This window comes from Bacillus altitudinis 41KF2b (genome assembly GCF_000691145.1).
Taxonomy (GTDB): Bacteria; Bacillota; Bacilli; order Bacillales; family Bacillaceae; genus Bacillus; species Bacillus altitudinis.
The window spans coordinates 46,871-70,570 of record NZ_ASJC01000009.1; the positions used below are offsets into that span (position 1 = coordinate 46,871).

23 protein-coding genes are annotated in these 23,700 nt (G+C 43.5%); 18 read left to right on the forward strand and 5 right to left on the reverse strand.

The window, feature by feature from the left end; genetic code table 11:
- Positions 1-47 precede the first annotated feature (47 nt).
- The 11 genes from purC to ablB all read left to right on the forward strand — a co-directional run bounded on the left by purC (position 48) and on the right by ablB (position 11,038).
- Positions 48-770 (forward strand): phosphoribosylaminoimidazolesuccinocarboxamide synthase, encoded by a 723-nt coding sequence (gene purC / locus BA79_RS14580; RefSeq protein WP_007496901.1) that lies wholly within the window; start codon positions 48-50, stop codon positions 768-770.
- Positions 763-1,017: a phosphoribosylformylglycinamidine synthase subunit PurS gene (gene purS, locus BA79_RS14585; RefSeq protein WP_003214349.1), complete on the forward strand. Its 255-nt coding sequence runs from the start codon at positions 763-765 to the stop codon at positions 1,015-1,017. Before purC ends, purS begins: the two co-directional genes overlap by 8 nt.
- Positions 1,014-1,697 carry a phosphoribosylformylglycinamidine synthase subunit PurQ gene (gene purQ, locus BA79_RS14590; protein WP_008344292.1) on the forward strand — a complete coding sequence of 228 codons (684 nt, stop codon included), beginning with the start codon at positions 1,014-1,016 and terminating at the stop codon, positions 1,695-1,697. The genes purS and purQ overlap by 4 nt, the downstream gene beginning before the upstream one ends.
- Positions 1,681-3,912: a phosphoribosylformylglycinamidine synthase subunit PurL gene (gene purL / locus BA79_RS14595; protein ID WP_008344291.1), complete on the forward strand. Its 2,232-nt coding sequence runs from the start codon at positions 1,681-1,683 to the stop codon at positions 3,910-3,912. Before purQ ends, purL begins: the two co-directional genes overlap by 17 nt.
- Positions 3,888-5,318, forward strand: coding sequence for an amidophosphoribosyltransferase (gene purF / locus BA79_RS14600; protein WP_008344290.1), 1,431 nt, complete (start codon positions 3,888-3,890; stop codon positions 5,316-5,318). The genes purL and purF overlap by 25 nt, the downstream gene beginning before the upstream one ends.
- 96 nt (positions 5,319-5,414) lie before the next feature.
- A complete protein-coding gene (purM, locus tag BA79_RS14605; RefSeq protein ID WP_035703535.1) occupies positions 5,415-6,455 on the forward strand; it encodes a phosphoribosylformylglycinamidine cyclo-ligase in 1,041 nt (346 codons plus the stop codon).
- Positions 6,452-7,021, forward strand: coding sequence for a phosphoribosylglycinamide formyltransferase (gene purN / locus BA79_RS14610; protein ID WP_008344288.1), 570 nt, complete (start codon positions 6,452-6,454; stop codon positions 7,019-7,021). The genes purM and purN overlap by 4 nt, the downstream gene beginning before the upstream one ends.
- Positions 7,022-7,036: 15 nt before the next feature.
- Positions 7,037-8,575 (forward strand): bifunctional phosphoribosylaminoimidazolecarboxamide formyltransferase/IMP cyclohydrolase, encoded by a 1,539-nt coding sequence (gene purH / locus BA79_RS14615; protein ID WP_035703537.1) that lies wholly within the window; start codon positions 7,037-7,039, stop codon positions 8,573-8,575.
- A 12-nt stretch (positions 8,576-8,587) separates the two neighbouring features.
- The gene (gene purD, locus BA79_RS14620) at positions 8,588-9,862 is read left to right on the forward strand and encodes a phosphoribosylamine--glycine ligase (protein ID WP_019743755.1); all 1,275 of its coding nucleotides are present in this window, start codon (positions 8,588-8,590) and stop codon (positions 9,860-9,862) included.
- 120 nt (positions 9,863-9,982) lie between these two features.
- Complete coding sequence (locus tag BA79_RS14625; protein WP_035703540.1) at positions 9,983-10,177, forward strand: hypothetical protein; 195 nt, start codon at positions 9,983-9,985, stop codon at positions 10,175-10,177.
- Positions 10,178-10,192: 15 nt separating this feature from the next.
- A complete protein-coding gene (gene ablB / locus BA79_RS14630; protein ID WP_035703542.1) occupies positions 10,193-11,038 on the forward strand; it encodes a putative beta-lysine N-acetyltransferase in 846 nt (281 codons plus the stop codon).
- On the opposite strand, the gene BA79_RS14635 is transcribed toward ablB, so the two are convergent.
- On the reverse strand, positions 11,033-12,691 hold the full coding sequence (locus tag BA79_RS14635) for a PucR family transcriptional regulator (RefSeq protein WP_035703544.1): 1,659 nt from the start codon (positions 12,689-12,691) through the stop codon (positions 11,033-11,035). The genes ablB and BA79_RS14635 overlap by 6 nt on opposite strands.
- 191 nt (positions 12,692-12,882) lie before the next feature.
- Between BA79_RS14635 and BA79_RS14640 the strand changes: the two genes are divergently transcribed.
- From BA79_RS14640 to BA79_RS14655, 4 genes are read left to right on the forward strand one after another with little or no spacing between them, the layout of a single operon-like run.
- Positions 12,883-14,247, forward strand: a complete 1,365-nt coding sequence (locus BA79_RS14640) for an aspartate aminotransferase family protein (protein ID WP_035703546.1) — start codon at positions 12,883-12,885, stop codon at positions 14,245-14,247.
- Between the two features lie 12 nt (positions 14,248-14,259).
- The gene (locus tag BA79_RS14645; RefSeq protein ID WP_035703549.1) at positions 14,260-14,946 is read left to right on the forward strand and encodes a CoA transferase subunit A; all 687 of its coding nucleotides are present in this window, start codon (positions 14,260-14,262) and stop codon (positions 14,944-14,946) included.
- On the forward strand, positions 14,922-15,587 hold the full coding sequence (locus BA79_RS14650; protein WP_008344276.1) for a 3-oxoacid CoA-transferase subunit B: 666 nt from the start codon (positions 14,922-14,924) through the stop codon (positions 15,585-15,587). The genes BA79_RS14645 and BA79_RS14650 overlap by 25 nt, the downstream gene beginning before the upstream one ends.
- A 14-nt stretch (positions 15,588-15,601) precedes the next feature.
- Entirely contained in the window at positions 15,602-16,867 is a 1,266-nt protein-coding gene (locus BA79_RS14655; protein ID WP_035703551.1) for a peptidase, read from the forward strand.
- A gap of 25 nt (positions 16,868-16,892) precedes the next feature.
- Here BA79_RS14655 and BA79_RS14660 read toward each other — a convergent pair whose 3' ends face one another.
- On the reverse strand, positions 16,893-17,114 hold the full coding sequence (locus BA79_RS14660) for a YgaP family membrane protein (RefSeq protein ID WP_008344274.1): 222 nt from the start codon (positions 17,112-17,114) through the stop codon (positions 16,893-16,895).
- 125 nt (positions 17,115-17,239) lie between these two features.
- Here BA79_RS14660 and BA79_RS14665 point away from each other — a divergent pair, with 125 nt between their 5' ends.
- The gene (locus tag BA79_RS14665) at positions 17,240-18,982 is read left to right on the forward strand and encodes an adenine deaminase C-terminal domain-containing protein (RefSeq protein WP_035703553.1); all 1,743 of its coding nucleotides are present in this window, start codon (positions 17,240-17,242) and stop codon (positions 18,980-18,982) included.
- A 530-nt stretch (positions 18,983-19,512) separates the two neighbouring features.
- A complete protein-coding gene (locus tag BA79_RS14670; protein WP_003214053.1) occupies positions 19,513-19,827 on the forward strand; it encodes a YerC/YecD family TrpR-related protein in 315 nt (104 codons plus the stop codon).
- A 250-nt stretch (positions 19,828-20,077) separates the two neighbouring features.
- Here the strand turns inward: BA79_RS14670 and BA79_RS14675 are convergent, their stop codons facing one another.
- Together BA79_RS14675 and BA79_RS14680 are read right to left on the reverse strand one after the other, a co-directional pair.
- Positions 20,078-20,698, reverse strand: a complete 621-nt coding sequence (locus BA79_RS14675; RefSeq protein ID WP_008344268.1) for a helix-turn-helix domain-containing protein — start codon at positions 20,696-20,698, stop codon at positions 20,078-20,080.
- A 474-nt stretch (positions 20,699-21,172) separates the two neighbouring features.
- Positions 21,173-22,753, reverse strand: a complete 1,581-nt coding sequence (locus BA79_RS14680) for an FMN-binding glutamate synthase family protein (protein ID WP_035703555.1) — start codon at positions 22,751-22,753, stop codon at positions 21,173-21,175.
- 139 nt (positions 22,754-22,892) lie between these two features.
- Here BA79_RS14680 and BA79_RS14685 point away from each other — a divergent pair, with 139 nt between their 5' ends.
- Positions 22,893-23,123, forward strand: coding sequence for a hypothetical protein (locus BA79_RS14685; protein WP_017366762.1), 231 nt, complete (start codon positions 22,893-22,895; stop codon positions 23,121-23,123).
- A 1-nt stretch (position 23,124) separates the two neighbouring features.
- Here the strand turns inward: BA79_RS14685 and BA79_RS14690 are convergent, their stop codons facing one another.
- On the reverse strand, positions 23,125-23,526 hold the full coding sequence (locus tag BA79_RS14690; RefSeq protein WP_234833540.1) for a DUF2283 domain-containing protein: 402 nt from the start codon (positions 23,524-23,526) through the stop codon (positions 23,125-23,127).
- Positions 23,527-23,700 lie beyond the last annotated feature (174 nt).

The window sequence follows — 23,700 nt, forward strand, 5'->3', positions numbered from 1 at the left end:
GCCTAATCCTGAAAATTGCCAACATTCAAATTAGGAGGCCAATCTGAATGACTGTGAAACAAGAACTTCTCTACGAAGGCAAAGCGAAAAGAATCTATCAGACCGATGACGAGCATATTTTATATGTTGAATATAAAGACTCAGCTACAGCATTTAACGGTGAAAAGAAAGCGGAAATTGAAGGCAAAGGCAGACTGAATAATGAAATTTCTAGCTTGATTTTTCAAATGCTACATGAGAAAGGGATCAACAATCACTTTGTGAAACGCCTATCTGAAACAGAACAGCTCATTCAAAAGGTAGACATCGTACCGCTTGAAGTCGTTGTGCGAAACGTGGTGGCAGGCAGTATGTCAAAACGTCTTGGGATTCCAGAGGGAACGAAACTGGACACACCTTTGATCGAGTTTTACTACAAAGATGATGCACTCGGCGATCCGCTCATTACAGAAGATCATATTCGCATTTTACATGCAGCGACACCTGAACAGGTGGAGGAAATGAAACAAATCACAAGACAAGTGAATGAAGAATTGAAGCAAATCTTCTCAGATTGCCATGTGAATTTAATTGATTTCAAGCTTGAATTCGGAATAGATCACGAGAATCGTATTTTGCTAGCTGATGAGATTTCACCTGATACGTGCAGGCTTTGGGACAAAGACACAAACGAAAAGCTTGATAAAGACGTGTTCAGACGAAACCTGGGCGGCTTAACAAATGCATACGAAGAAATTTTCAAAAGACTTGGAGGCCATAAACATGTATAAAGTGAAAATTTTTGTCAGCTTAAAAGAGAGCGTTCTTGATCCACAAGGAAGTGCCGTGCAGCACGCTTTGCACAGCATGTCTTATCAGGAAGTAAAGGATGTCCGTATCGGGAAATATATGGAGCTAGTCATTGAGAAATCAGATCGTGACTTAGATACAGTGGTCAAAGAAATGTGTGAAAAATTGCTTGCCAACACGGTGATTGAAGATTACCGCTATGAGGTGGAGGAGGTTGTCGCACAGTGAAGTTTGCAGTGATCGTCTTGCCTGGCTCTAACTGTGATATCGATATGTACCATGCGATTCAAGATGAGTTAGGTGAACAAGTTGAATATGTATGGCACGACGAAACGAGTCTTGATGGTTTTGACGGTGTACTCGTACCAGGCGGTTTCTCTTATGGGGATTACTTAAGATGCGGTGCGATTGCTCGTTTTTCTAACATCATGCCGGCTGTGAAAAAAGCAGCTGCGGAAGGAAAACCTGTTCTTGGTGTTTGTAACGGGTTCCAAATTCTTCAGGAGCTTGGCATTTTGCCAGGTGCAATGAGACGGAATAAAGATCTAAAATTTATCTGTCGTCCAGTTGAACTCATTGTAGAGAACAACGAAACGCAATTTACAAGCGGTTATCAAAAAGGTGAATCGATTACGATTCCTGTAGCACACGGTGAAGGCAACTTCTACTGTGACGAAGACACGTTAGCGAAGCTGATTGAACGAGGCCAAATCGCTTTCACTTACGGTGACGATATTAACGGCAGTGTCAATCGAATTGCAGGTGTAACGAATGAACAGGGCAATGTACTCGGCATGATGCCGCACCCTGAGCGCGCGGTTGACTCATTACTAGGCAGCGCAGACGGACTTAAATTGTTTCAATCTATCGTGAAAAATTGGAGGGACACTCATGTCACTACTGCTTGAACCAAGTCACAAGCAAATTAAAGAAGAGAAATTGTATCAGCAAATGGGATTGAGTGATGAAGAATTCGCTTTAATCGAATCCATTATTGGCAGGCTGCCAAACTACACAGAAACGGGTATCTTTTCTGTCATGTGGTCAGAGCATTGTAGTTATAAAAACTCAAAGCCTGTTTTAAGCAAATTCCCGACAAAAGGAGAGCATGTTCTGCAAGGTCCTGGGGAAGGCGCTGGAATCGTTGATATTGGAGACAACCAAGCGGTTGTATTTAAAATCGAATCACATAACCATCCATCTGCAATTGAACCGTATCAAGGAGCGGCAACAGGTGTCGGCGGAATCATCCGTGATGTATTCTCCATGGGTGCTCGTCCAATTGCGGTATTAAACTCTCTTCGTTTTGGTGAACTGACTTCACCGCGCGTGAAGTACTTGTTTGAAGAAGTAGTGGCAGGGATTGCAGGCTATGGAAACTGTATCGGTATTCCAACAGTCGGCGGAGAAGTTCATTTTGATCAAAGCTATGAAGGCAACCCGCTCGTTAACGCGATGTGTGTAGGGTTAATCAACCATGAAGACATCAAGAAAGGGCAGGCAAAAGGTGTTGGCAATACGGTCATGTACGTTGGTGCTAAAACGGGACGTGACGGGATTCACGGTGCAACATTTGCGTCTGAAGAATTTTCTGATGAATCAGAAGAAAAACGTTCAGCGGTTCAAGTCGGCGATCCGTTCATGGAAAAGCTTTTGCTTGAAGCATGCCTTGAAGTCATCAAAAATGATGCGCTTGTGGGCATTCAAGATATGGGAGCGGCTGGCTTAACTAGCTCAAGTGCAGAGATGGCAAGTAAAGCCGGTTCAGGTATCGAAATGAACCTAGACCTGATCCCTCAGCGTGAAACAGGCATGTCAGCGTATGAAATGATGCTGTCTGAATCCCAAGAGAGAATGCTGTTGGTCATTGAAAAAGGCCGTGAGCAAGAAATCATTGATATTTTTGAAAAATACGATCTTGAAGCAGTCTCAGTCGGTCATGTGACAGACGATAAAATGCTTCGTTTACTCCATCAAGGAGAAGTAGTGTGTGAGCTTCCAGTTGATGCACTTGCAGAAGAAGCACCGGTTTATCACAAGCCGTCAAGTGAGCCTGCATACTATCGTGAGTTTTTAGAAACAAAAGTGGAAGCTCCAGCGATCACAGATGCAGCAGATACGTTGAAACAGCTGTTAAAACAGCCAACGATTGCGAGTAAAGAATGGGTTTACGATCAATACGACTATATGGTTCGTACAAACACTGTCGTTGCACCTGGCTCTGATGCGGGCGTGCTTAGAATCCGTGGGACGAAAAAAGCTCTTGCGATGACAACAGATTGTAATGCACGTTATCTTTACCTTGATCCAGAGGTCGGCGGGAAAATCGCCGTCGCAGAAGCCGCACGTAACATTGTCTGCTCAGGCGCTCGTCCGCTTGCAGTAACAGATAACTTGAACTTCGGTAACCCGGAGAAACCAGAAATCTTCTGGCAGATTGAAAAGTCTGCTGACGGCATTAGCGAAGCTTGCCGTACATTAAGTACACCGGTCATCGGCGGTAACGTCTCTTTATATAACGAGTCAAATGGAACAGCCATTTACCCAACGCCAGTTATTGGCATGGTTGGTTTGATTGAAGATACAGCTCATATTACGACTCAATCGTTCCAACAGGCAGGCGATGTGATTTTCGTCATTGGTGAAACGAAGGAAGAATTTGCAGGCAGTGAGCTTCAAAAAATGACAGAAGGCCGTATCTACGGAAAAGCACCAGAAATTGATTTGGATGTAGAACTGGCGCGTCAAGAAGCCCTTTTAGCAGCGATTCAAAACGGACTTGTTCAGTCAGCACATGATGTGTCTGAAGGCGGTCTTGGTGTAGCACTAGCTGAAAGTACATTTGGAACAGATGGTCTTGGCGCTGATATCCAGATCGATCTAAACAGCGCAGCATCACTATTCAGTGAATCACAGTCACGTTTTGTCGTCACAGTGAAACCAGAAAATCGCGAAGCGTTTGCTGCGGCTGTGCAAGATGCAAAAGAAGTCGGAACGGTCACAAATGATGGTGTATTCACTGTCAAAAATCAAGAAGGACAACAATGGATTCATGCGGCAGTCAACGAGCTTGAACGCGCATGGAAAGGAGCGATCCCATGCTTGCTGAAATCAGAGGCTTAAACGAAGAATGTGGCGTCTTTGGGGTTTGGGGACACGAAGAAGCCCCGCAAATCACCTATTACGGATTGCATAGCCTTCAGCACCGAGGACAAGAAGGTGCGGGAATTATTGCAACAGACGGTGAAAACCTGACGTCACACAAAGGCCTTGGACTGATTACGGAAGTGTTCCAAAACGGTGAGCTTAAGGATTTAAAGGGAAAAGGTGCGATCGGACACGTTCGGTATGCGACAGCAGGTGGAGGCGGCTTTGAGAATGTGCAGCCTCTCTTCTTCCGCTCGCAAAACAATGGCAGTCTTGCCCTTGCTCATAATGGAAACTTGGTCAATGCAACGCAATTAAAGCAACAGCTAGAGAACCAAGGAAGTATTTTTCAAACGTCTTCTGATACCGAAGTGCTTGCTCACTTAATTAAGCGCAGCGGATATATGGATTTGAAGGATCAAATCAAAAATGCTCTGTCTATGTTAAAAGGAGCTTATGCTTTCTTAATCATGACGGAAACAGAAATGATCGTAGCGCTTGATCCGAACGGATTACGCCCACTTTCACTTGGTATGCTTGGGGATGCTTATGTTGTCGCTTCTGAAACATGTGCATTTGATGTCGTCGGTGCTACCTATTTACGAGATGTAGAGCCTGGCGAAATGCTGATCATTAATGATGAAGGCTTAAAATCTGAGCGCTTTTCGATGAACATTAACCGCAGCATGTGCAGCATGGAATACATTTATTTCTCAAGACCGGACAGCAATATCAATGGCATCAACGTGCATAGTGCGAGAAAGAATCTTGGCAAGAAGCTTGCAGAAGAAGCACATGTCGAAGCAGATGTCGTGACAGGTGTGCCAGACTCCAGTATTTCTGCAGCGATTGGTTATGCCGAAGCAACAGGTATTCCATATGAGCTAGGTTTAATTAAAAACCGTTATGTCGGCCGGACATTTATTCAGCCTTCTCAAGCATTGCGTGAGCAGGGCGTGCGAATGAAGCTGTCTGCCGTGCGCGGGGTGGTCGAAGGCAAACGTGTCGTCATGGTGGATGATTCCATCGTACGAGGAACAACAAGCCGCCGAATTGTAACGATGCTAAGAGAAGCGGGTGCGACGGAAGTGCATGTACGCATCAGTTCACCGCCAATTGCTCATCCGTGTTTTTATGGAATTGATACGTCTACACACGAAGAGCTGATTGCGTCATCTCATTCAGTGGAAGAAATTAGACAGGAAATCGGTGCAGACTCCATTGCATTTTTATCTGTAGACGGTTTAATGGACGGGATTGGCAGAAAGTATGATGATCCGCAGCGCGGTCAGTGTTTAGCATGCTTTACTGGAAAATACCCGACCGAAATTTATGAAGATACTGTCCTTCCTCATGTGAAGGAAACAGTCCTGACGAAATAATCGAATAATGGAGCAGCAGTCAACGTGATTTGATATGCTGCTCTTTCATTCTGCCGAAAATACATGAAAGACAAGCAGATAAAAGGAGTGAATGGGATGTCAGAAGCATATAAAAACGCCGGTGTCGACATCGAAGCAGGATACGAAGCCGTTAAACGAATGAAAACACACGTAGAACGTACAAAAAGAGCAGGTGTCATGGGGGCTCTAGGCGGATTTGGCGGTATGTTTGATTTATCTGAACTGCCATACAAAAAGCCCGTTCTTGTCTCAGGAACAGATGGTGTTGGTACGAAATTAAAACTCGCTTTTTTAATGGATCAACACGATACGATCGGTGTAGATGCTGTTGCTATGTGTGTGAACGATGTACTTGCACAAGGGGCAGAGCCGCTCTTTTTCTTAGATTACTTAGCAGTTGGAAAAGCAGATCCTTTGAAAATTGAATCCATCGTCAAAGGTGTAGCTGACGGATGCGAGCAGTCTGGTTCAGCGCTTGTCGGCGGAGAGACAGCAGAAATGCCGGGTCTTTACACAGAAGAAGAATATGATATTGCCGGATTTTCTGTAGGTGTCGTTGAAAAGGATGAAATCGTCACAGGAGAGAACATCCAGGAAGGGCATTTGCTGATTGGACTCAGCTCTAGCGGAATTCATAGCAATGGCTATTCTCTTGTACGAAAAGTATTGCTGGAAGACGCAGGTCTAGACCTTCACCAAACGTATGAACCTTTTACAAGACCGCTTGGAGAAGAGCTGCTGGAACCGACGAAGATTTATGTCAAGCCTGTTCTTAAACAAGTGAAAGCTGGCAAGGTTGACGGTATGGCACATGTGACAGGCGGTGGCTTTATTGAGAACTTACCACGTATGCTACCTGAAGGACTTGGTGTTGAGATTGATAATGGCTCATGGCCGGTCCCGCCTATTTTCTCCTTTATTCAAGAAAAAGGGCAATTGAAAGCAGAAGACATGTTCAATGTATTTAATATGGGCATCGGCTTTGTCCTAGCCGTCAAAGAGGATGATCTTGTGGATGTGATCAGTGGACTTGAACAAGACGGAGAGAAAGCCTTTCTTATCGGACGAGTTCAAAAAGGAGAAGGCGTCACTTTCGGTGGTGGAAGCCTCTCATGAAAAAGTTTGCGATCTTCGCCTCTGGAAGCGGGACAAATTTTCAAGCCATTATTGATACGTTAAAAGAAGAACAGTGGCCGGCAAAAGCCGCCATTGTGATCTGTGATAAACCGGGTGCGAAGGTGCTGGAGCGGGCAGAGAAAGAGGGCATTCCGTCCTTTTCTTTTACGCCGAAGGCTTTCCCGAGTAAAGCCGCTTTTGAGCAAACCATCATTGAACAGCTGAAGCTGCATGAAGTGGAATGGATTTTCCTCGCTGGGTATATGCGACTGATCGGTCCGACATTGCTTGATGCATTTAGAGGGAAAATCGTGAATATCCACCCTTCTTTACTGCCAGCATTTCCTGGACTCGATGCGATTGGACAAGCCTATCAAGCAGGAGTCAAAGTGGCTGGTATCACGGTTCATTATGTCGACGAAGGCATGGATACCGGCCCGATTATTGATCAAGCAGCCATTCATATTGAACAAGGGGAAGACCTTGAATCCATTGAAAAAAGAATGCATGAATTAGAACACACACTATATCCAAAAGTGATCAAATCACTTTTAGAATTATCTTAATGAGGTGACAAAGGCATGACGATCAAACGCGCATTAATCAGTGTTTCCGATAAAACAAATCTTGTACCTTTTGTGAAAGAACTAACAGAACTTGGCGTTGAAGTGATTTCAACTGGTGGTACACACAAACTTCTTCAAGAGAACGGAATTGATGTCATTGGTATTTCTGAAGTGACTGGCTTCCCAGAAATCATGGACGGACGACTCAAAACGCTTCATCCGAACATTCACGGTGGACTGTTAGCAGTGAGAGAAAACGAGGAGCATATGGCACAGATTGAAAAGCACGGCATTCAGCCGATTGATCTTGTCGTTGTGAATCTATATCCATTCAAAGAGACCATTTCCAAAGACGATGTCACTTATGAAGAAGCGATTGAAAACATTGATATTGGCGGACCGGGTATGCTTCGTGCTGCTTCTAAAAACCATCAGGACGTCACTGTGATTGTAGACCCGCGTGATTATGATTCTGTCGTTCAACAAATCAAAGAAGGCGGCGTTTCACTAGAGAAAAAACGTGAGCTTGCAGCAAAAGTATTCCGTCATACAGCTGCTTACGATGCCCTGATTGCGGATTATTTAACGAACTTTGTTGGCGAAACAGAGCCAGAACAGTTCACAGTCACATTTGAGAAAAAACAATCTCTTCGTTATGGAGAAAACCCGCACCAAGCGGCGACGTTCTATGAAAATGCGCTTCCAAGCAAAGGCTCTTTAGCTACTGCAACGCAATTACATGGAAAAGAACTTTCCTACAACAACATTAAAGATGCAGATGCAGCTCTTCAAATTGTACGTGAATTTACGGAGCCAGCGGCTGTGGCTGTAAAGCATATGAACCCATGTGGTGTTGGGACAGGAGAAACGATTGCAGAAGCATTTGATCGTGCATTTAAAGCAGATGAAACATCTATTTTCGGCGGCATTGTGGCGCTTAATCGTGAAGTAGACAAGCAAACGGCTGAGGTGCTCCATACGATTTTCTTAGAAATCGTCATCGCACCATCGTTCAGCCAAGAAGCACTTGATGTGCTAACAGCGAAAAAGAACCTTCGTTTACTAACATTAGATGTAGAAGCAGATCTTGGGAAAAAAGAAAAGCAGCTCACAAGTGTTCATGGTGGATTACTCGTTCAGGATATCGACACATACGGCTTAGAGGAAGCAACGATCTCTATTCCAACGAAAAGAGAGCCGACTGAAGACGAATGGAAAGACTTAAAGCTCGCTTGGAAAGTCGTCAAACATGTGAAATCAAATGCCATCGTTCTAGCGAAGGATCAAATGACAGCAGGTATCGGCGCTGGTCAAATGAACCGTGTTGGCTCGGCTAATATTGCGATTGAGCAAGCAGGTGAAAAGGCAAAAGGCAGTGCACTAGGTTCTGATGCATTTTTCCCAATGGGCGATACAGTGGAAGCTGCTGCAAAGGCAGGCGTTACAGCGATCATCCAGCCAGGTGGATCTATTCGTGATGAAGAATCGATTCAAAAGGCAGATGAATACGGCATCGCCATGGTCTTCACTGGCGTTAGACATTTCAAACATTAAGGGGATGACAGTGTGAACGTATTAATTATCGGCAGAGGTGGAAGAGAGCATACCATCGCATGGAAAGTGAATCAAAGCGAACTTGTCAGCCAAGTATTTGTCGCACCCGGCAATGATGGAATGACAGACGCAGCAAAGCTTGTACCGATCGACGAGGGAGATCATGAGGCGTTAATTCGTTTTGCAAAAGACAATAACATCGGTTTAACAATTGTCGGTCCAGAGGTTCCTTTAATTGCAGGTGTCGTCGATGCATTTGAAGAAGCAGGTCTAAAGGTATTTGGACCGAATGCAAAAGCCGCAGTCATTGAAGGCTCAAAAGAATTTGCAAAAGACTTAATGAAAAATTATGATATCCCGACAGCCGCTTACGCCACTTTTACATCATTTGAAGAAGCGAAGGCATATGTGGAAGAAAAGGGTGCCCCAATTGTCATTAAAGCAGATGGGCTTGCCGCAGGAAAAGGCGTGACAGTTGCAATGACGCTTGAAGAGGCAATCAACTGCCTACATGACTTTTTAGAGGATGAAAAGTTTGGCGATGCGAGTGCATCGGTTGTCATTGAAGAATTTTTAACGGGTGAAGAGTTTTCTCTGATGGCCTTTGTCAATGGAGAAAAAGTGTATCCGATGGTGATCGCACAGGATCATAAACGGGCATTTGAAGATGACAAAGGACCAAACACCGGCGGGATGGGCGCTTATTCACCGGTTCCGCAAATTTCTGATGAAGTGGTACAAAAAGCGGTGGAAGACGTCGTCAAACCAGCAGCTCGCGCGATGGTGCAGGAAGAGCGTTCGTTTACAGGCATTTTATATGCGGGCTTAATGCTAACACCAGAAGGCTCAAAAGTCATTGAGTTCAATGCACGCTTTGGCGACCCTGAAACGCAAGTAGTGCTCCCTCGCCTTGAATCAGATCTAGTCCAAGTCTTCCTAGATATTCTAGATGGAAAAGATGTGGATTTGCAGTGGAAAGACACAGCCGCTGTCAGTGTGGTTCTTGCATCAGAAGGATACCCGGAAGACTATGCAAAAGGCACGCCAATCGGTGCTTTGCAAACAACGGTCTCTGATGTCGTCACCTTCCACGCAGGAACAAAAAAGGAAAACGATCAATTCGTCACAAATGGCGGCCGTGTAGCAAATGTGACCGCATTTGACGACACATTTGAAGCAGCAAGATCAAGAGTGTATGAAGCGGTTGAAGAAATCATTCAGCCAGGTTTATTTTATCGCCGTGACATTGGCGCCCGTGCGCTGAAGGCAGCGGGGAAAAACGTTTAATCAAAACACCTTTCTATCTGACGAGATGGAAAGGTGTTTTTTCTTCTTCTGTTCATAGGAGGGATGCGGGCAGATGATGAAGAAGTAGTATGGGATCACGAATAGATTTGGGGAGGCAACATGGAAATCAAAGCATTTATCATCTTTGCAAACGTCATGCTTGTTTTATATCTCATAACTATAAATAACATCATGGTGACTGCCATTAAGCAGAATAAATTGAAAAAAGGCGTAGCCATTAGTTATATGATCCTATCCATTTTTTCTGGCATTGCTATTTCTTCATTTTTAATTTGGAAGTTTTTCATTAGCTAAGAGGGGAATGAGTGTATGGTGCAATTGAAGAAACTTGCAAACGAGCGTTTTTCTGCTTTGATCTGTATGGATCCATTCAATGAGCGAATTCGTTTGGATGACTATAGTGGCAGGGTGCAGGATGTGATTCAGTCCGTGCTTCAGGAAGCGGCGGAATGCAAGGCGTCTAAGGTCATTGTAAAAGTAAGGCGTGAGCATATGCCTCTTTTTTTAGAAAAAGGCTTTCGGCTTGAAGGGGTGTTTTCTCATTATTTTCTCGGAAGTGATGCATACGGCATGTCGCTCTTTCTGACCGAAGATCGAATGAACAGCCCGTTTTGGCTGAAGGAAGATGAAATCGTTACGTCTATTCAAGAAAAGCCGATTAAAAAAGATCAAGGCGTGTGGCAGGATGAGTATGTGATGAGGAAAGCCGGTCCAGAGGATGTACACAAGCTGGCAGTGCTCTATGATACGGTCTTTGAAACGTACCCCACGCCAATGAATGAGCCAGATTACATCCACAAGGTAATGGAGGAAGGGACGGTTTTTTATGCCGTTGAACATGACGGTCAACTTGTAAGTGCCGCATCCGCTGAAATCAATGTACCGTATGGTCATGCAGAATTAACAGATTGTGCAACCCTTCCCACCTATAGAAAACTAGGATTCATGCATCATTTGATTCTAGCCCTCGAACAAGAGCTTCAATCCATGCACATTTATGTCTTTTATTCTCTCGCCCGTGCACTGTCCTATGGAATGAATCAAGTATTTTATCAGCTCGAGTATACATACACCGGCCGCTTTCAAAACAACTGCTATATTTTTGACAAAATTGAAGATATGAATCTATGGGTCAAAACGCCAAATGAATCATGAAATGGTTCTCATCTGATCAAGCAGACCAGATAGGCGGTACGCCATGATACTGAGCTGCAGCTTCATCCGATCATCAGTGGATTTGAGGCTGCAGCCTGTTCTCGTTTCAATTTGTTTCAACCGGTAGCTTAACGTATGTCGGTGAATAAACAATTCCCCCGCTGACTTTTGAATATTTTCATTGTGTGCCAAATACACTTCGAGTGTATGAATGAGGTCAGCCCCTTGTTTTTTTGTATAAAGCAGCGGGCTTAACAGCTCCACATAAAAGTCATGCAAATTCATTCCGGCTTCGTTCATTTCAAGCAGCATCCCATATAGACCGAGCTTCTGATAATGAATGATGCTGTCATCTGTTTTCAAAAGAGGAAGAAGCCTTGCTGCATACTGGGCTTCTTTTGCACTTTTGGAAAAGAGACTGATCTGGTCGTAGGCTCTTCCAATGCCAATCACAATGGGATGGACGGGGAAAAAATAAGACCAAGTACTGCGGCATTCTTCTGATGCGCGATACCAATTTGTTTCTTGATACGTGCTTTTCCCTGCAGGCGTCAGAACGAAAATGGAATCAAGCCTTGCTTTTAATAAAAAAGGAATTTGTCTGCGTTCAAAAATGGATGTGAGCAATTGGGATAGGCGCTGCACCATTTGATGATCGAGCTGTGTGTGCTGATGCTGAAATTGAAAGTAGATGACGACTTGTTCTTCGCTCATATCATATTGCAGCTTTCTTGCTTGTTCGATGACATAACTTTCTTCTGTGTATTGCTGTTGCAGCATATCATCCAATAAATGCCCCTGCATTTGGTTTTCTGTATCTTGAATGGCTTTTTGTTTCAACCATTCAATCGCATACACCGCACCGGCATGCTCAATGGCGATGGCATCGAGATGGTGCCACGTCTCTTTTTTCTTTAACGCCACAATGAACCCGAAAATATCCCCCATTGCAATCACAGGGCATGCAGCTAGAACAAACGCACCATATGTGTCATAGACGAGCCGGCCTTTTTCCTCTGCCTGCTTGAGTAGAGAAGAGGTTTCAATCGGTTCGTCATCTGTTAGAAAGCCAAAAGCAGGAGAATAGGTCACTTCGTCTGTTTCGAGATGAGCTGCTGTTTGGTGCAAAAACACATCCAGTACGACGATATTTGCCGCTGTGAGATGTGCCAGTTCATCTGTAATTTGCGTGACATTTTTATTGCTCACATTTAAATGGGTCAGTCTTTGATGAATCGCGGAAGAATATTTGAGCTGATGGAGCTGACTGCTGACGATTTGTTCTAGAACGGCTTTTGTGATGTCTGAAAAATTGACATGGGGCGGAATCTCGATGAGCGGAATACCGCTATTTTCGGCGGCTTCAATGAGTGATGCGGGAATTTCCGTTAAGTACACGCCTTTATAAATGGCAATGGCTGAAAGACGATGAGATTGAATCAATTTTTCAAGCCGGATGCGTCTTTCTTTATTTTCTGTCAGCCCAAATCCAGTTGTAACAAGTAATTCTCCTTCGGAAAGTCTAGATGTGTCTTCAATAATTTCCACAATGGTCACCCACTGGATAAGACGATCCAGTCCATTTTCTCCAGCAAGCAGTTTGGTTTCTTTCATCATATCGAGCGAGAGTGCATCTTTGACGAGAATCGCCATAGACTCATGACCTCCTTTTGAACACTCTTATACACCATGTATAAAAAACACATGTGAAATTCGGGCATATGGCGAATGGAGGATGACTGCCCTCTTGATTAAGCTAATCTTATACCAAGTATACAAAATTTTCTTGCGATTCATGTAAAAAGAAAAGTGCAGCTGCTGACAAGAGAGGGAGGAATGACAAAGTGGAGACCCGGGATTACTTAATCAAACCGATGTTAAATCAGCAATATCCTGTGGCTGTGAGAGGAGAGGGGATTTATTTATATGATCGGGACGGAAAAAAATATATAGATGGCTCATCAGGGGCAGTCACGGCAAGTATTGGACATGGCATACAAGACATTATTGATGCGATGACGGAGCAAGCGAAAAAGGTGAGCTTTACGTACAGATCACAATTTACGAATGAACCAGCGGAAGAACTAGCGTATGAATTGAGTACACTTTGCCCAGGTGATCTGAACTGGTCTTTTTTTGTAGGGAGCGGTTCAGAGGCAACGGAAACTGCTATGAAAATGGCGATTCAGCATTGGCAGGAGCAGGGGAAGACGGAAAAAAATCATATCATCTCAAGATGGATGAGTTACCATGGCATTACATTAGGGGCGCTGTCAATGTCAGGTCATATTGCAAGGAGGGAGCGCTTTGAACCACTGCTTGAAAAACACCCAGTGCTGTCACCGCCCTATAGCTACCGGTCATGGCTGCCAAAGGAAGACAGCAAGCAGGTCGAGTGGTATGTTCAGGAATTTAAGACCGTCATCCAGCGTATAGGAAAAGAGAGGATCGCCGCGTTGATTGCTGAACCGATTGTTGGCGCAGCGGGAGCGGCGCTCCTGCCGCCAGACGGATATTTCGAAGCGATGAAGCGTGTCTGTGAAGAAAACGACATTTTAATGATCGCAGATGAAGTCATGACGGGCTTTGGACGAACTGGGAAAATGTTTGCGATGGAACACTGGGGCACGGTACCAGATATCATGGTTCTCGGAAAGGGCATGAGCGCAGGTTATTCTCCAATCGCAGCAGTTGTCTCAACGGATCGTGTGATGGCACCGATTATCAGCGGCTCCGGCTCTGTCATGGCAGGGCACACATATAGTGCCAATCCGCTTTCAGCAGCCGTTTCATTAGCGGTCATTCGATATATGAAAAAACATCAGCTTCCCGACCGGGCTGACCTTTCTGGGCGATATCTGATGAATGCTTTAAAAGATCTGCAAGTAAATCATTCCATCATAGGAGATGTGAGAGGGAAGGGATTGCTTATTGGCATTGAGTTTGTCGCAGATCGTTTATCCAAAACGCCATTTCCTGCACATGCTCAGATAACCAATCTCGTCGTTGAAACGGCAAAACAAAATGGACTGCTGGTGTATCCAGCAAGCGCTGGAGAGGATGGGGTTGGAGGCGCAGCGGTTATGATCGCACCGCCGCTTTCCATCACACAGCAGGAAATGGATGAACTCATTGATTTATTCGGGCAGACCATCACACAAGTCGAACAAGAAGTGATCAATCGAGGGTTTTTCCCATCTGCTATGTAAGGAGGAACGAACATGAACAAAACTGTGGGTTTGGATGAAGTGATGACGCGATTAAAAGATGGCATGACCATCATGTTTGGCGGATTTGGCGGCGTGGGTTCACCACCATCGTTGATTGATGCCATTTTGGAAGCAAATATTCAAGATCTGACATTGATCGGAAATGATGCAGGTTTCCCGCAAATTGGTGTGGGCCGGCTCATCACAGAAGGAAGAGTGAAAAAAATCATCGCCTCCCATATCGGCTCAAATCCCATTGCCGGACAGAAAATGCAGGCTGGTACATTAGACGTTCATTTTTATCCGCAGGGCATTCTTGCAGAAAAAATCAGAGCAGGCGGAATGGGGCTGGCGGGCATTGTGACAGATGTTGGGATGGATAGCCTGAATCTCGATGAGAAACAATTGGTTCAATTGAATGGGAAGAATTATATGTTAGAGCCTGCGCTCACAGCGGATATTGCCATCGTCAATGCCTACAAAGCAGATGAAGTGGGAAACCTGATTTTTGATAAAAGCGCACGGAATACAAACCCGATTGTGGCGATGGCAGGAGACTGGACCATTGCGGAGGCAGAAGAAATTGTGGGAGCGGGGCAGCTCGATCCAGAAGAAATCGTGACGCCAGGCGTATTTGTGAATCAAATCGTGCAATCAAAAGGAGTGAACTGGACATGGGCATGGGAGACATCGATTTAAGACACCGCATTGCTAAAAGAGCAGCACAAGAAATTGAAGATGGCATGATTGTGAATCTTGGGATCGGCATTCCGACCCTAGCAGCAGATTACATTCCATCACATTACGAGGTGTGGCTGCATGCAGAAAACGGCATTATGGGGGCAGGAGCCTCGCCTCTGCAAGGGGAAGAAGATCCGAATTTGTGCAATGCCGGTGGTTTTCCCATTACGTTGACAAAGGGCGGCTCGTACATGGACAGTACGACTGCTTTTGGCATCATCCGAAAAGGCATGCTGGATATGACGATTTTGGGTGCACTTGAAGTAAGCAGCCAAGGGGATCTTGCCAATTGGATTGTACCGGGGAAAAGAGTACCGGGTATGGGCGGAGCGATTGAGCTGGCGCAAAAAGCGAAAAAAGTGGTGGTGGTGATGAGCCATCTTGATAAACACGGTCGATCTAAAGTGAAATCGGCTTGTACATTGCCGTTAACCGCTAAAGCGTGTGTCGATTTGATTATTACGGATATGGCGGTCATTGAGGTCAAGTCTCAGCTGCTCATTTTACGTGAAGTCATGCCGCCATTTCAGCCGGAAGATGTCATCAGGGCGACTGAAGCGCCATTAATTTTAGCGCCTGATGTCAAATCTGTTGTGTAGAAAGGATGAACGACTTGCAGCCAATGACACGTATTAGAAACTGGATGAAAGAGCATCAGGATGAAGCCATTACGCTTCTTCAGCAAATGGTGCAATGTGACAGCACCCAAGGAAATGAAGAAGACGTGCAGCAGATCGTGGCCAATAAACTGTCCGCCATTGGCTTTGATGTAGACGTTTGGGAAATTGGCGGCGATGAATTACTAGAGCATCCTTATTTTTATTCCCCGCGCCGATCTTTTCAAGGGAGTCCCAATGTTGCTGGGCGATTGAAAGGAAAAGGTGGCGGCAAATCAATTTTATTAAACGGGCACGTAGATGTGGTTCCGGCAGGAGATAAGAATCAATGGACATATCCGCCTTACAGCGGGCATATCATAAACGGGAGACTTTATGGACGCGGGGCAACAGATATGAAAGGTGGAAACGTTTCTTTACTCTTTGCGCTTGAGGCACTGCATGCGCTTCAGATTCCCCTGAAAGGAGATGTGGTGTTTCATAGTGTCGTCGAAGAGGAAAGCGGCGGAGCAGGCACACTTGCAGCAATAATGAAAGGGTACACAGCGGATGCTGCCATCATTCCAGAGCCAAGTCATATGAACATTTTTCCGATTCAGCAAGGATCAAAGTGGTTCAGGCTGCATATTAAAGGAAGGGCAGCTCATGGCGGAACAAGGTATCACGGTGTTTCTGCTATTGAAAAGAGCACGGTGGTCCTTTCTCATTTAGCGGCACTAGAAAAAGAAAGAAATCAGCGAGTGACGGAGCCTCTGTTTCAGCATATCCCGATTCCAATTCCAATCAACATTGGGAAAATTCAAGGCGGTGATTGGCCGTCCTCTGTCGCAGATCTTGTCACAATGGAAGGTAGGCTTGGTGTGATGCCAGGTGAGACAGTTGAGCAGGCAGAGAAGGAATTAGAAAATTGGATGAATGGACTCGCTGAAAAGGATGATTGGTTTCAAGAACATCCTGTGGAAGTGGAGTGGTTTGGTGCTAGATGGCTTCCGGGGTCAATCGACTCTGATCACCCGCTTTTAGGTCTATTGAAGGAACAATATGAAGAGGTCATGCAGCACCCGCCAAAGGTAGAAGCCGCCCCTTGGGGGACAGACGGCGGATTACTGTCACAAGCAGCGGATATCCCAATCATTGTGTTTGGACCTGGAACGACAGAGCTTGCCCATTTCCCGAATGAATCCATTGAGATCAAACATGTGATTGAAGCAGCAGAAATCATTGCTGGTACGTTGGTCAAATGGTGCGAAGCAGAGGAATGATTCACACACAAAAAAAGAAGGCTGTCTACTCAGCCTTCTCTTTATGTGTATTCTGCTGCTCACACATATAGGTCACTGGACAAAAACGAAGAATACCAGATCCCAATTTTAATCCGCCGAGCATGATGCCAAAAAGCAGCATTTTACTCCATGGTTTTCGAGCATATAAGGAACCAGCTACAGTACAAATCGTCATTCCGCAGGCAATTCTCATGAGCGCTTCCATTAAGCCAAGATTAGGTTTCATTGCAAGTGATTCTCCTTTTTTAAATTATTTTAAGTGTGATTTCAAGAAATTGTAACGTTTCATTAATGCGTAACGTGGTTCGTTATGTTACGATAGGGCTAATACAAATGAAGGAGAGTATGTGAATGTCCGAACGTACTTTTAATTGGAGAAACAATGACATCCGCACACAAATCGATGTAGTCGACTCAAAAATAGTTCCAACACTCCTTTTAACGAATGGACTCGTGCTAAACCCGTTTTTGAAGCAATGGGTGAAGGCAAATATTTGGATACATGATGATCGAATTGTTTATGTCGGAGCAGAGCTTCCTCAAAATAAATCAGCTAAACGTGTGATTGATTGTGAAGGTAAATACATTGTGCCGGGGTATATTGAACCTCACGCGCATCCGTTCCATATTTATAATCCCCAATCACTTGCAGAATATGTGTCTCAATTTGGCACAACAACAATGGTCAGCGATAACTTATTTCTTCTTTTGCAAAGCAACGAAAAGAAAGCGCTTTCCACTCTATGCGAATTAAAAAAGCAGCCATTTCAGTACTTCTGGTGGTCTAGATACGATCTTCAAACCGAGGTCAGGTATGAAGATGAGATGCTTCCTATTAACTATCGGAAAGAATGGATTGATCATCCCGACGTCCTTCAAGGCGGCGAATTAACGAGCTGGCCAAGATTAATGGACGGTGATGATCTCATTTTATATTGCATGCAAGAAACGAAGAAGCAGAGAAAACGAATTGAAGGGCATTTCCCTGGGGCTTCTGAGAAAACGCTAACAAAAATGAAGCTGTTTGGAGCGGACAGTGATCATGAAGCAATGAATGCAGACGATGTGCTCAAACGCTTGTCTCTTGGCTATCATGTGTCCTTGCGTCATTCTTCCATCCGCCCAGATTTAGTGAACATTTTAAGAGAGTTGCATGAGCGTGACTTTAGGCACTACGATCACTTTTTCTATACAACAGATGGATCAGCACCTCATTTTTATGAAGAAGGCATGATCAATCGTCTCATTTCCATTGCCCTTGAAGAAGGCGTGCCTACTATTGATGCGTACAATATGGCGACCTTTAACATTGCGAAATACTATCAAATTGATGACTTATTAGGCGTGGTCGGTCCTGGTCGATTGGCTTCTTTGAATATTTTAGATGATCGGATGAATCCAAATCCAGAAACGGTTATTTCGAAAGGGGTGATCCTTAAATTAGAGGGGGAGAACCAGCATCAATTCCAAGAGACAAAATGGGAAAATGGTGGGCTTGAACCATTAGATTTAAGCTATGACCTGACAATGAGTGACTTGCAATTCTCAATGCCTCTTGGTGTCAAAATGCGAAATTCTGTCATCATGGAGCCCTATACAGTGGAGATTGATAACTCTGTCAATCAGCTGTCCTGTGACCATGATCAAAGCTTCTTCAGCCTGATTGATCGAAAAGGCGAGTGGCGCGTGAACACAATGTTAAAAGGATTTGCAAACAAGGTGCAAGGATTTGTCAGCTCATTTTCAACCACTGGTGACATTTTAGTGATTGGGAAAAATAAAGATGATATGATGCTTGCTCATAAGCGAATGAAAGAAATTGGCGGGGGAATTGTGCTCGCAGAAAACGGAAAGATTTTGCATGAAATCCCGTTGCAATTATCAGGCTGTGCATCAGCTGAATCGTTTGAAACGGTTCTTCAGCAGGAGCAAACGTTACGCGAGTTACTCATTGAGCGCGGGTATCCATTTGACTGCCCAATTGATACACTTGTCTTTTTCCAAAGCACACACTTGCCGTATATTCGAGTGACACCAAGAGGAATATTTGATGTCATGAAAAAAACTGTACTCTTTCCGTCTATAATGCGTTAAAATATAACAGAGTGGAGCTGTATCATATTTGCTAGATTTCTGACCGCTGTTATAGGGCAGGAGTGAGCAATGGATCTCTTCACTGCTAGATATGGTGACAAAGCATAGGGCTTTGACATGACGAATGAAGTGCCCAATTGTAAAATGAATCTGTCGGTTACGCTGGCCGACCAACATATTTTGAATAATTAAGCAAGGCGGGGCGCAGGTTTGTCGTCTCGCCAAGCTTTCTACACATACTGTTTTTTTAGGGAAAGACTTAACAGAGCAGAAGTGTTCTAGATATCGGAGGCAAACAAGTTTGTCAGATTGTCGCACAAGGAATATGACAAAACTTGTCGAATTTGTTTACGATAAAGAAGCTTCGGCTTACGAAAGAACCTGATGGCATTTTCAGCGTAGAACCAAACCTGTCATGATTCGTTCAAAGCTCATTGCTGAGGTTGAAAAAAATGAGTCAGGAAAGATACCGCTTTCTCGGAAAAGTCAGTGCGAAGCGGTGCCAATAGTAAAGGAGAAGATGTATAAAGATGCAAATTGATAAATTAAGGGGCAAAAGCTTAGATCAGTTATTCAACTCCATCTTATCCCTTAAAGACCTGGAAGAATGTTATCGATTTTTTGATGATTTGTGCACCATCAATGAAATTCAATCTTTATCACAGCGTCTTGAAGTAGCACGTATGCTTCGCGAGGGAAACACGTATCATAAAATTGAGACGGAGACAGGTGCAAGCACTGCAACCATCTCACGAGTCAAACGCTGCTTGAACTACGGAAACGATGCCTATACAATGGCACTTGACCGCGTAGCAGAACAGCAGGCAAATGACGAAACAAAATAAAACAGCTTTCACTGTAAACAATCCTTTTCAACAAGAATGGCGTTGTTTACAGTTTTTTTATGAAGAGCGCTGAAAAAACAAACAAGGACTGGCTAAATGAAGCGGTCCTGTTTTTTATTTTCTTTCTCTTTCGTATTTCTTGACTATTTTGTGCAATAGATTTGTCTTATTCCCTATTAGGAACCCAAAAAATCAGTACATTAACTGCTTCTAATAGACTGTGTTGTGGAACTCTATTCTAAAATTTTGTTTAATGATTTGATTTCCTCCATGTAGGGATGAAAAAGTAAATGTTTATTATAATCAGAATGGAAATACCAAAAAGTAATGAAACCAATGTATTTATATTTCTTTCAAAAGGCAATATTTCATATAGAAAATAGGATGTCACTAATAAACAATCAAGCCCTATTATTTTTTTTGAACCAGATTTTCTATTAAAGTAATCACTGGCCCCAATAAATGTTAAAATAAATCCAGTCAAAAACAGAACTCCCCACCAAATGTGTAAATACCAAATAGGTAGTTGATATGCAGCTGGGTCAAAATAGGCGCCTGTGTAACCTAAAAAACTGATCAACATTAGAATTCGACCAAATACTGCTGAGAGTTGCATCCTTATATCTTTTTGATTTGGTTTAATGCGATTTTCTTGGTCTTTTTTCCAAGAAGGTTGTTCTGGAGATACTAATTCTTTTATGTCGCTATCAAATAATTCAGCTAATTTTATTAAATGTTTCATCGATGGTTCTGATTGATATGTTTCCCATTTTGATACTGCTTGCCGACTCACTCCTAACTGCTCAGCTACATATTCTTGCGATAACTTTAAAGCTCTTCTTTTATCAGCAATATTGGAACCTAATGACATCTTGCAACTCCCCTTTATATTATGTTGATTGTCATTGTAATGGTTTTATAAGTTGCACACTACCAACCACTATGCAACTATTGGTTGCAAAAGCTTAATTTAACTAGATACTTTAGCTATGGGTTTTGATAGTACGGTTAATATGATGGATATCTAACAAGAATGGTACAATATCCAGTCAACATTGAGAAGGTTCGTTTGCACCATGTATTTGATTTCAACTTAATGAAAGTTTTTTAATAACATCCAAGCAGAATGCATGCAATTGAATGCTCTAGGTTGTAGAGCAAATTGGCAGTTAAGAAATTAGAAGAGAGTTTTTTTAAAAATGGTGATGTACCAATGTTAATAAAGTCCAATAAAAAAGCAGGGAGCCTCCCTGCTTTTTTATTCTGTGTATATTCAATTTTTCATTTATTTGTTAATGTACTGTGTTGGTGTCATTCTGTTTCTCTAAGACTCTAAAATTTTACACTAGACAGACGGCTGTGTCCCTGAAAAAATAGGGATTTCACTTGTCTGACCATTTTCTTGTCTGTAGACAATATGTTTCTCATTAAAATGAATGGGAGATTCAATTCCTGCGGCTGCGGATAAGTTAAACAAACCTTCTCTAAGGGACAGGATATAATTGCAGACGCGGTATTTCTTTTCTTCAATGGATAAACCTTTTTGCAGCTTTGGATCTGTCGTGGCAACCCCAACTGGGCATTTATTCGTATGGCACACTTGTGCGCGAATGCATCCGACTGAAAACATGAGTCCCCGTGCGATATTGACAAAGTCAGCACCCATGGAAAGGGCAATCGCAATTTTATCAGGTGAGAGAAGTTTGCCAGAAGCAAAGAGTTTTACCTGATCTCTGACACCGTATTCTTTCAATATTTGATGAACCATTGGGAGTGCCGTGAAAATCGGCAGCCCTGCGGAATCTGCCAATTCATGAAAGGATGCACCAGTGCCGCCTTCTCCGCCATCTACTGTAATGAAATCAGGATGCTTTCCGCTTTTTTTCATGTACGCTGCAAGTTCCTCAATGTTTTCTTTATGTCCGACCACAAGCTTGATGCCGACAGGCTTTCCGCCTATACTTCGCAACTGTTCAATGAAATCAAACATATCAGGAATGGAGTGGAACATCTCAAATCGATTTGGACTGTCAATGGATTGGTGGGGTGGCAATTTACGGATGCTTGCAATTTCTTCGGTTACCTTTTCACCGTCAATATGTCCGCCTCGTGTTTTAGCTCCTTGAGCCAGCTTCAGCTCAAAGGCTTTGACTTCCTCGTGCTCGCTTTTTTTCTTAAACTCTTCAAAGGAAAAAGCGCCATCCTCTGTTCTCACGCCAAATAGACCAGGCCCAATCTGGCATATAATATCGGCTCCGCCTTTGAGGTGATAGGGAGAAAGCCCGCCTTCACCTGTGTTCATCCACGTACCGCCAGCCATCTTTAATCCTGAGGATAATGCTGTAATGGCCCTGTCGCCTAAAGATCCGTAGCTCATGGCTGACTGACCAATCAGGCCTTTTACACGGAAAGGCTTTTGACATGTGTGCTCGCCTATCACTTGTACATCGTCTTGATGGAGGTAGTAAGGTTTTGCTTCTACCTCTTTTGTATGTTCACTTCTTCTCAGTAAATTGTCTTGATCGATCTGATACACTTTTGTTTGGATTTTTTCAGATTGATCGATGCGTAACTCATCTCGCTGCTTTGGAAATAGGACGTTGCGAATATAGTAACCAGGCTTGTCAAAATCACGTTTTGATCCAAAGCCCATTGTCCGGCTTTTGTACTTCCCAGACATGACAGCTTGCTCGTATTCTCTTCTTGAGAAAGGAAGCTCCTCTCGATCATTTAGAAACAGATATTGACGAAGCTCAGGTCCTATTTTTTCAAAAATAAACCGTAGCTTTCCAATGACCGGATAATTTCGTAGGACAGAATGCTCTTCCTGTTTTTCATCTCGCATCCAAATCCAGATGAATAAAATGATTGGTATGATGAAAAAAATCACTAATAATGCGCCAATGACAATGAAAGTTGTTGTCACGAAAATCCCCTCTTTTCTCTATCATTACTGTTGTTATTCCACTTTTCATTGAAAGAGAAACCACTTCAACAGCTTGTGACGTTTAGAAATGAAAAGGCGGGGTAACTTACAAATAAGATCATAAGGGGAGGGAACATACATGAATAAGCGTCCGAATGCGTATGTACTTGCAGGATTAGGGGTTGGTGGTGCAGTGTTATTAGCAGTGAAAAATAAACAGCATCTCAAAAAATGGGCAAGCATGTTCCGATCAGATGAAAAGGTTCCTGAAAAAGCTGGTCACCCTGATCCGTTAGATATTCAAGACAACAAGATGGTCGATGAAGGGGCCATGACATCTGTTCATTATTTTAATGAAGTGAGACAATAGTTTAGAAAAACCGTTTTGACCATTCAAAACGGTTTTTTCTTGTCTTTTTTTTGATGTGATATCGAAGAGGATCGACAATCGTAAAACCGATCAACCCTTCGTGATCAGGCGTCGAGAAAAGAAATTCAATGCCCGATAAATGATAGGTTGAGAGAACTTCCTGATCCGTAAAACGTAACGAAAGCTCGTCTTCATAAACGGGTGTGTGTTTCAACACCTTGGCTTCTTCTGCAAATAACTCCAGCCCAGCCACTCGGCCCTCTTTGTCGATGTCTACGTTCACACATTCATTCACGTCTAATTCAATGGTTTCTTTAATTGTCCCGATTCGAGGCGGGATGAGATAGATGTATCCGATGTCGATCGTTTGATCATATGTGATGGTTCTTTTCAAATCATTCACCTGCTTGGTCGATAGTAAAATGTTCCTTTCATGTATAATATCATGTGATGAGATGAAGTAGCTCTCATTTCAGTACAGTATCCATCTATTGATCTCCCTCAGTTCCTCTTGAAGTGGCGTTTTTCATATAATCTCCATTCACTTCGCCTAAAGTGAAATCGACTATTTTCAAAA

Bases quoted from the DNA above. Each gene is read 5' to 3' on its own strand.
- BA79_RS14670 (WP_003214053.1), top strand. From the start codon at position 19,513: ATGCAAATTGATAAATTAAGGGGCAAAAGCTTAGATCAGTTATTCAAC.
- purH (WP_035703537.1), top strand. From the start codon at position 7,037: ATGACGATCAAACGCGCATTAATCAGTGTTTCCGATAAAACAAATCTT.
- BA79_RS14665 (WP_035703553.1), top strand. From the start codon at position 17,240: ATGTCCGAACGTACTTTTAATTGGAGAAACAATGACATCCGCACACAA.
- BA79_RS14625 (WP_035703540.1), top strand. From the start codon at position 9,983: ATGGAAATCAAAGCATTTATCATCTTTGCAAACGTCATGCTTGTTTTA.
- purN (WP_008344288.1), top strand. From the start codon at position 6,452: ATGAAAAAGTTTGCGATCTTCGCCTCTGGAAGCGGGACAAATTTTCAA.
- purC (WP_007496901.1), top strand. From the start codon at position 48: ATGACTGTGAAACAAGAACTTCTCTACGAAGGCAAAGCGAAAAGAATC.
- BA79_RS14650 (WP_008344276.1), top strand. From the start codon at position 14,922: ATGGGCATGGGAGACATCGATTTAAGACACCGCATTGCTAAAAGAGCA.
- purS (WP_003214349.1), top strand. From the start codon at position 763: ATGTATAAAGTGAAAATTTTTGTCAGCTTAAAAGAGAGCGTTCTTGAT.
- purM (WP_035703535.1), top strand. From the start codon at position 5,415: ATGTCAGAAGCATATAAAAACGCCGGTGTCGACATCGAAGCAGGATAC.
- BA79_RS14675 (WP_008344268.1), bottom strand. From the start codon at position 20,698: ATGTCATTAGGTTCCAATATTGCTGATAAAAGAAGAGCTTTAAAGTTA.
- ablB (WP_035703542.1), top strand. From the start codon at position 10,193: ATGGTGCAATTGAAGAAACTTGCAAACGAGCGTTTTTCTGCTTTGATC.
- BA79_RS14645 (WP_035703549.1), top strand. From the start codon at position 14,260: ATGAACAAAACTGTGGGTTTGGATGAAGTGATGACGCGATTAAAAGAT.
- BA79_RS14685 (WP_017366762.1), top strand. From the start codon at position 22,893: ATGAATAAGCGTCCGAATGCGTATGTACTTGCAGGATTAGGGGTTGGT.
- purF (WP_008344290.1), top strand. From the start codon at position 3,888: ATGCTTGCTGAAATCAGAGGCTTAAACGAAGAATGTGGCGTCTTTGGG.
- BA79_RS14660 (WP_008344274.1), bottom strand. From the start codon at position 17,114: ATGAAACCTAATCTTGGCTTAATGGAAGCGCTCATGAGAATTGCCTGC.
- BA79_RS14635 (WP_035703544.1), bottom strand. From the start codon at position 12,691: ATGGCGATTCTCGTCAAAGATGCACTCTCGCTCGATATGATGAAAGAA.
- purL (WP_008344291.1), top strand. From the start codon at position 1,681: ATGTCACTACTGCTTGAACCAAGTCACAAGCAAATTAAAGAAGAGAAA.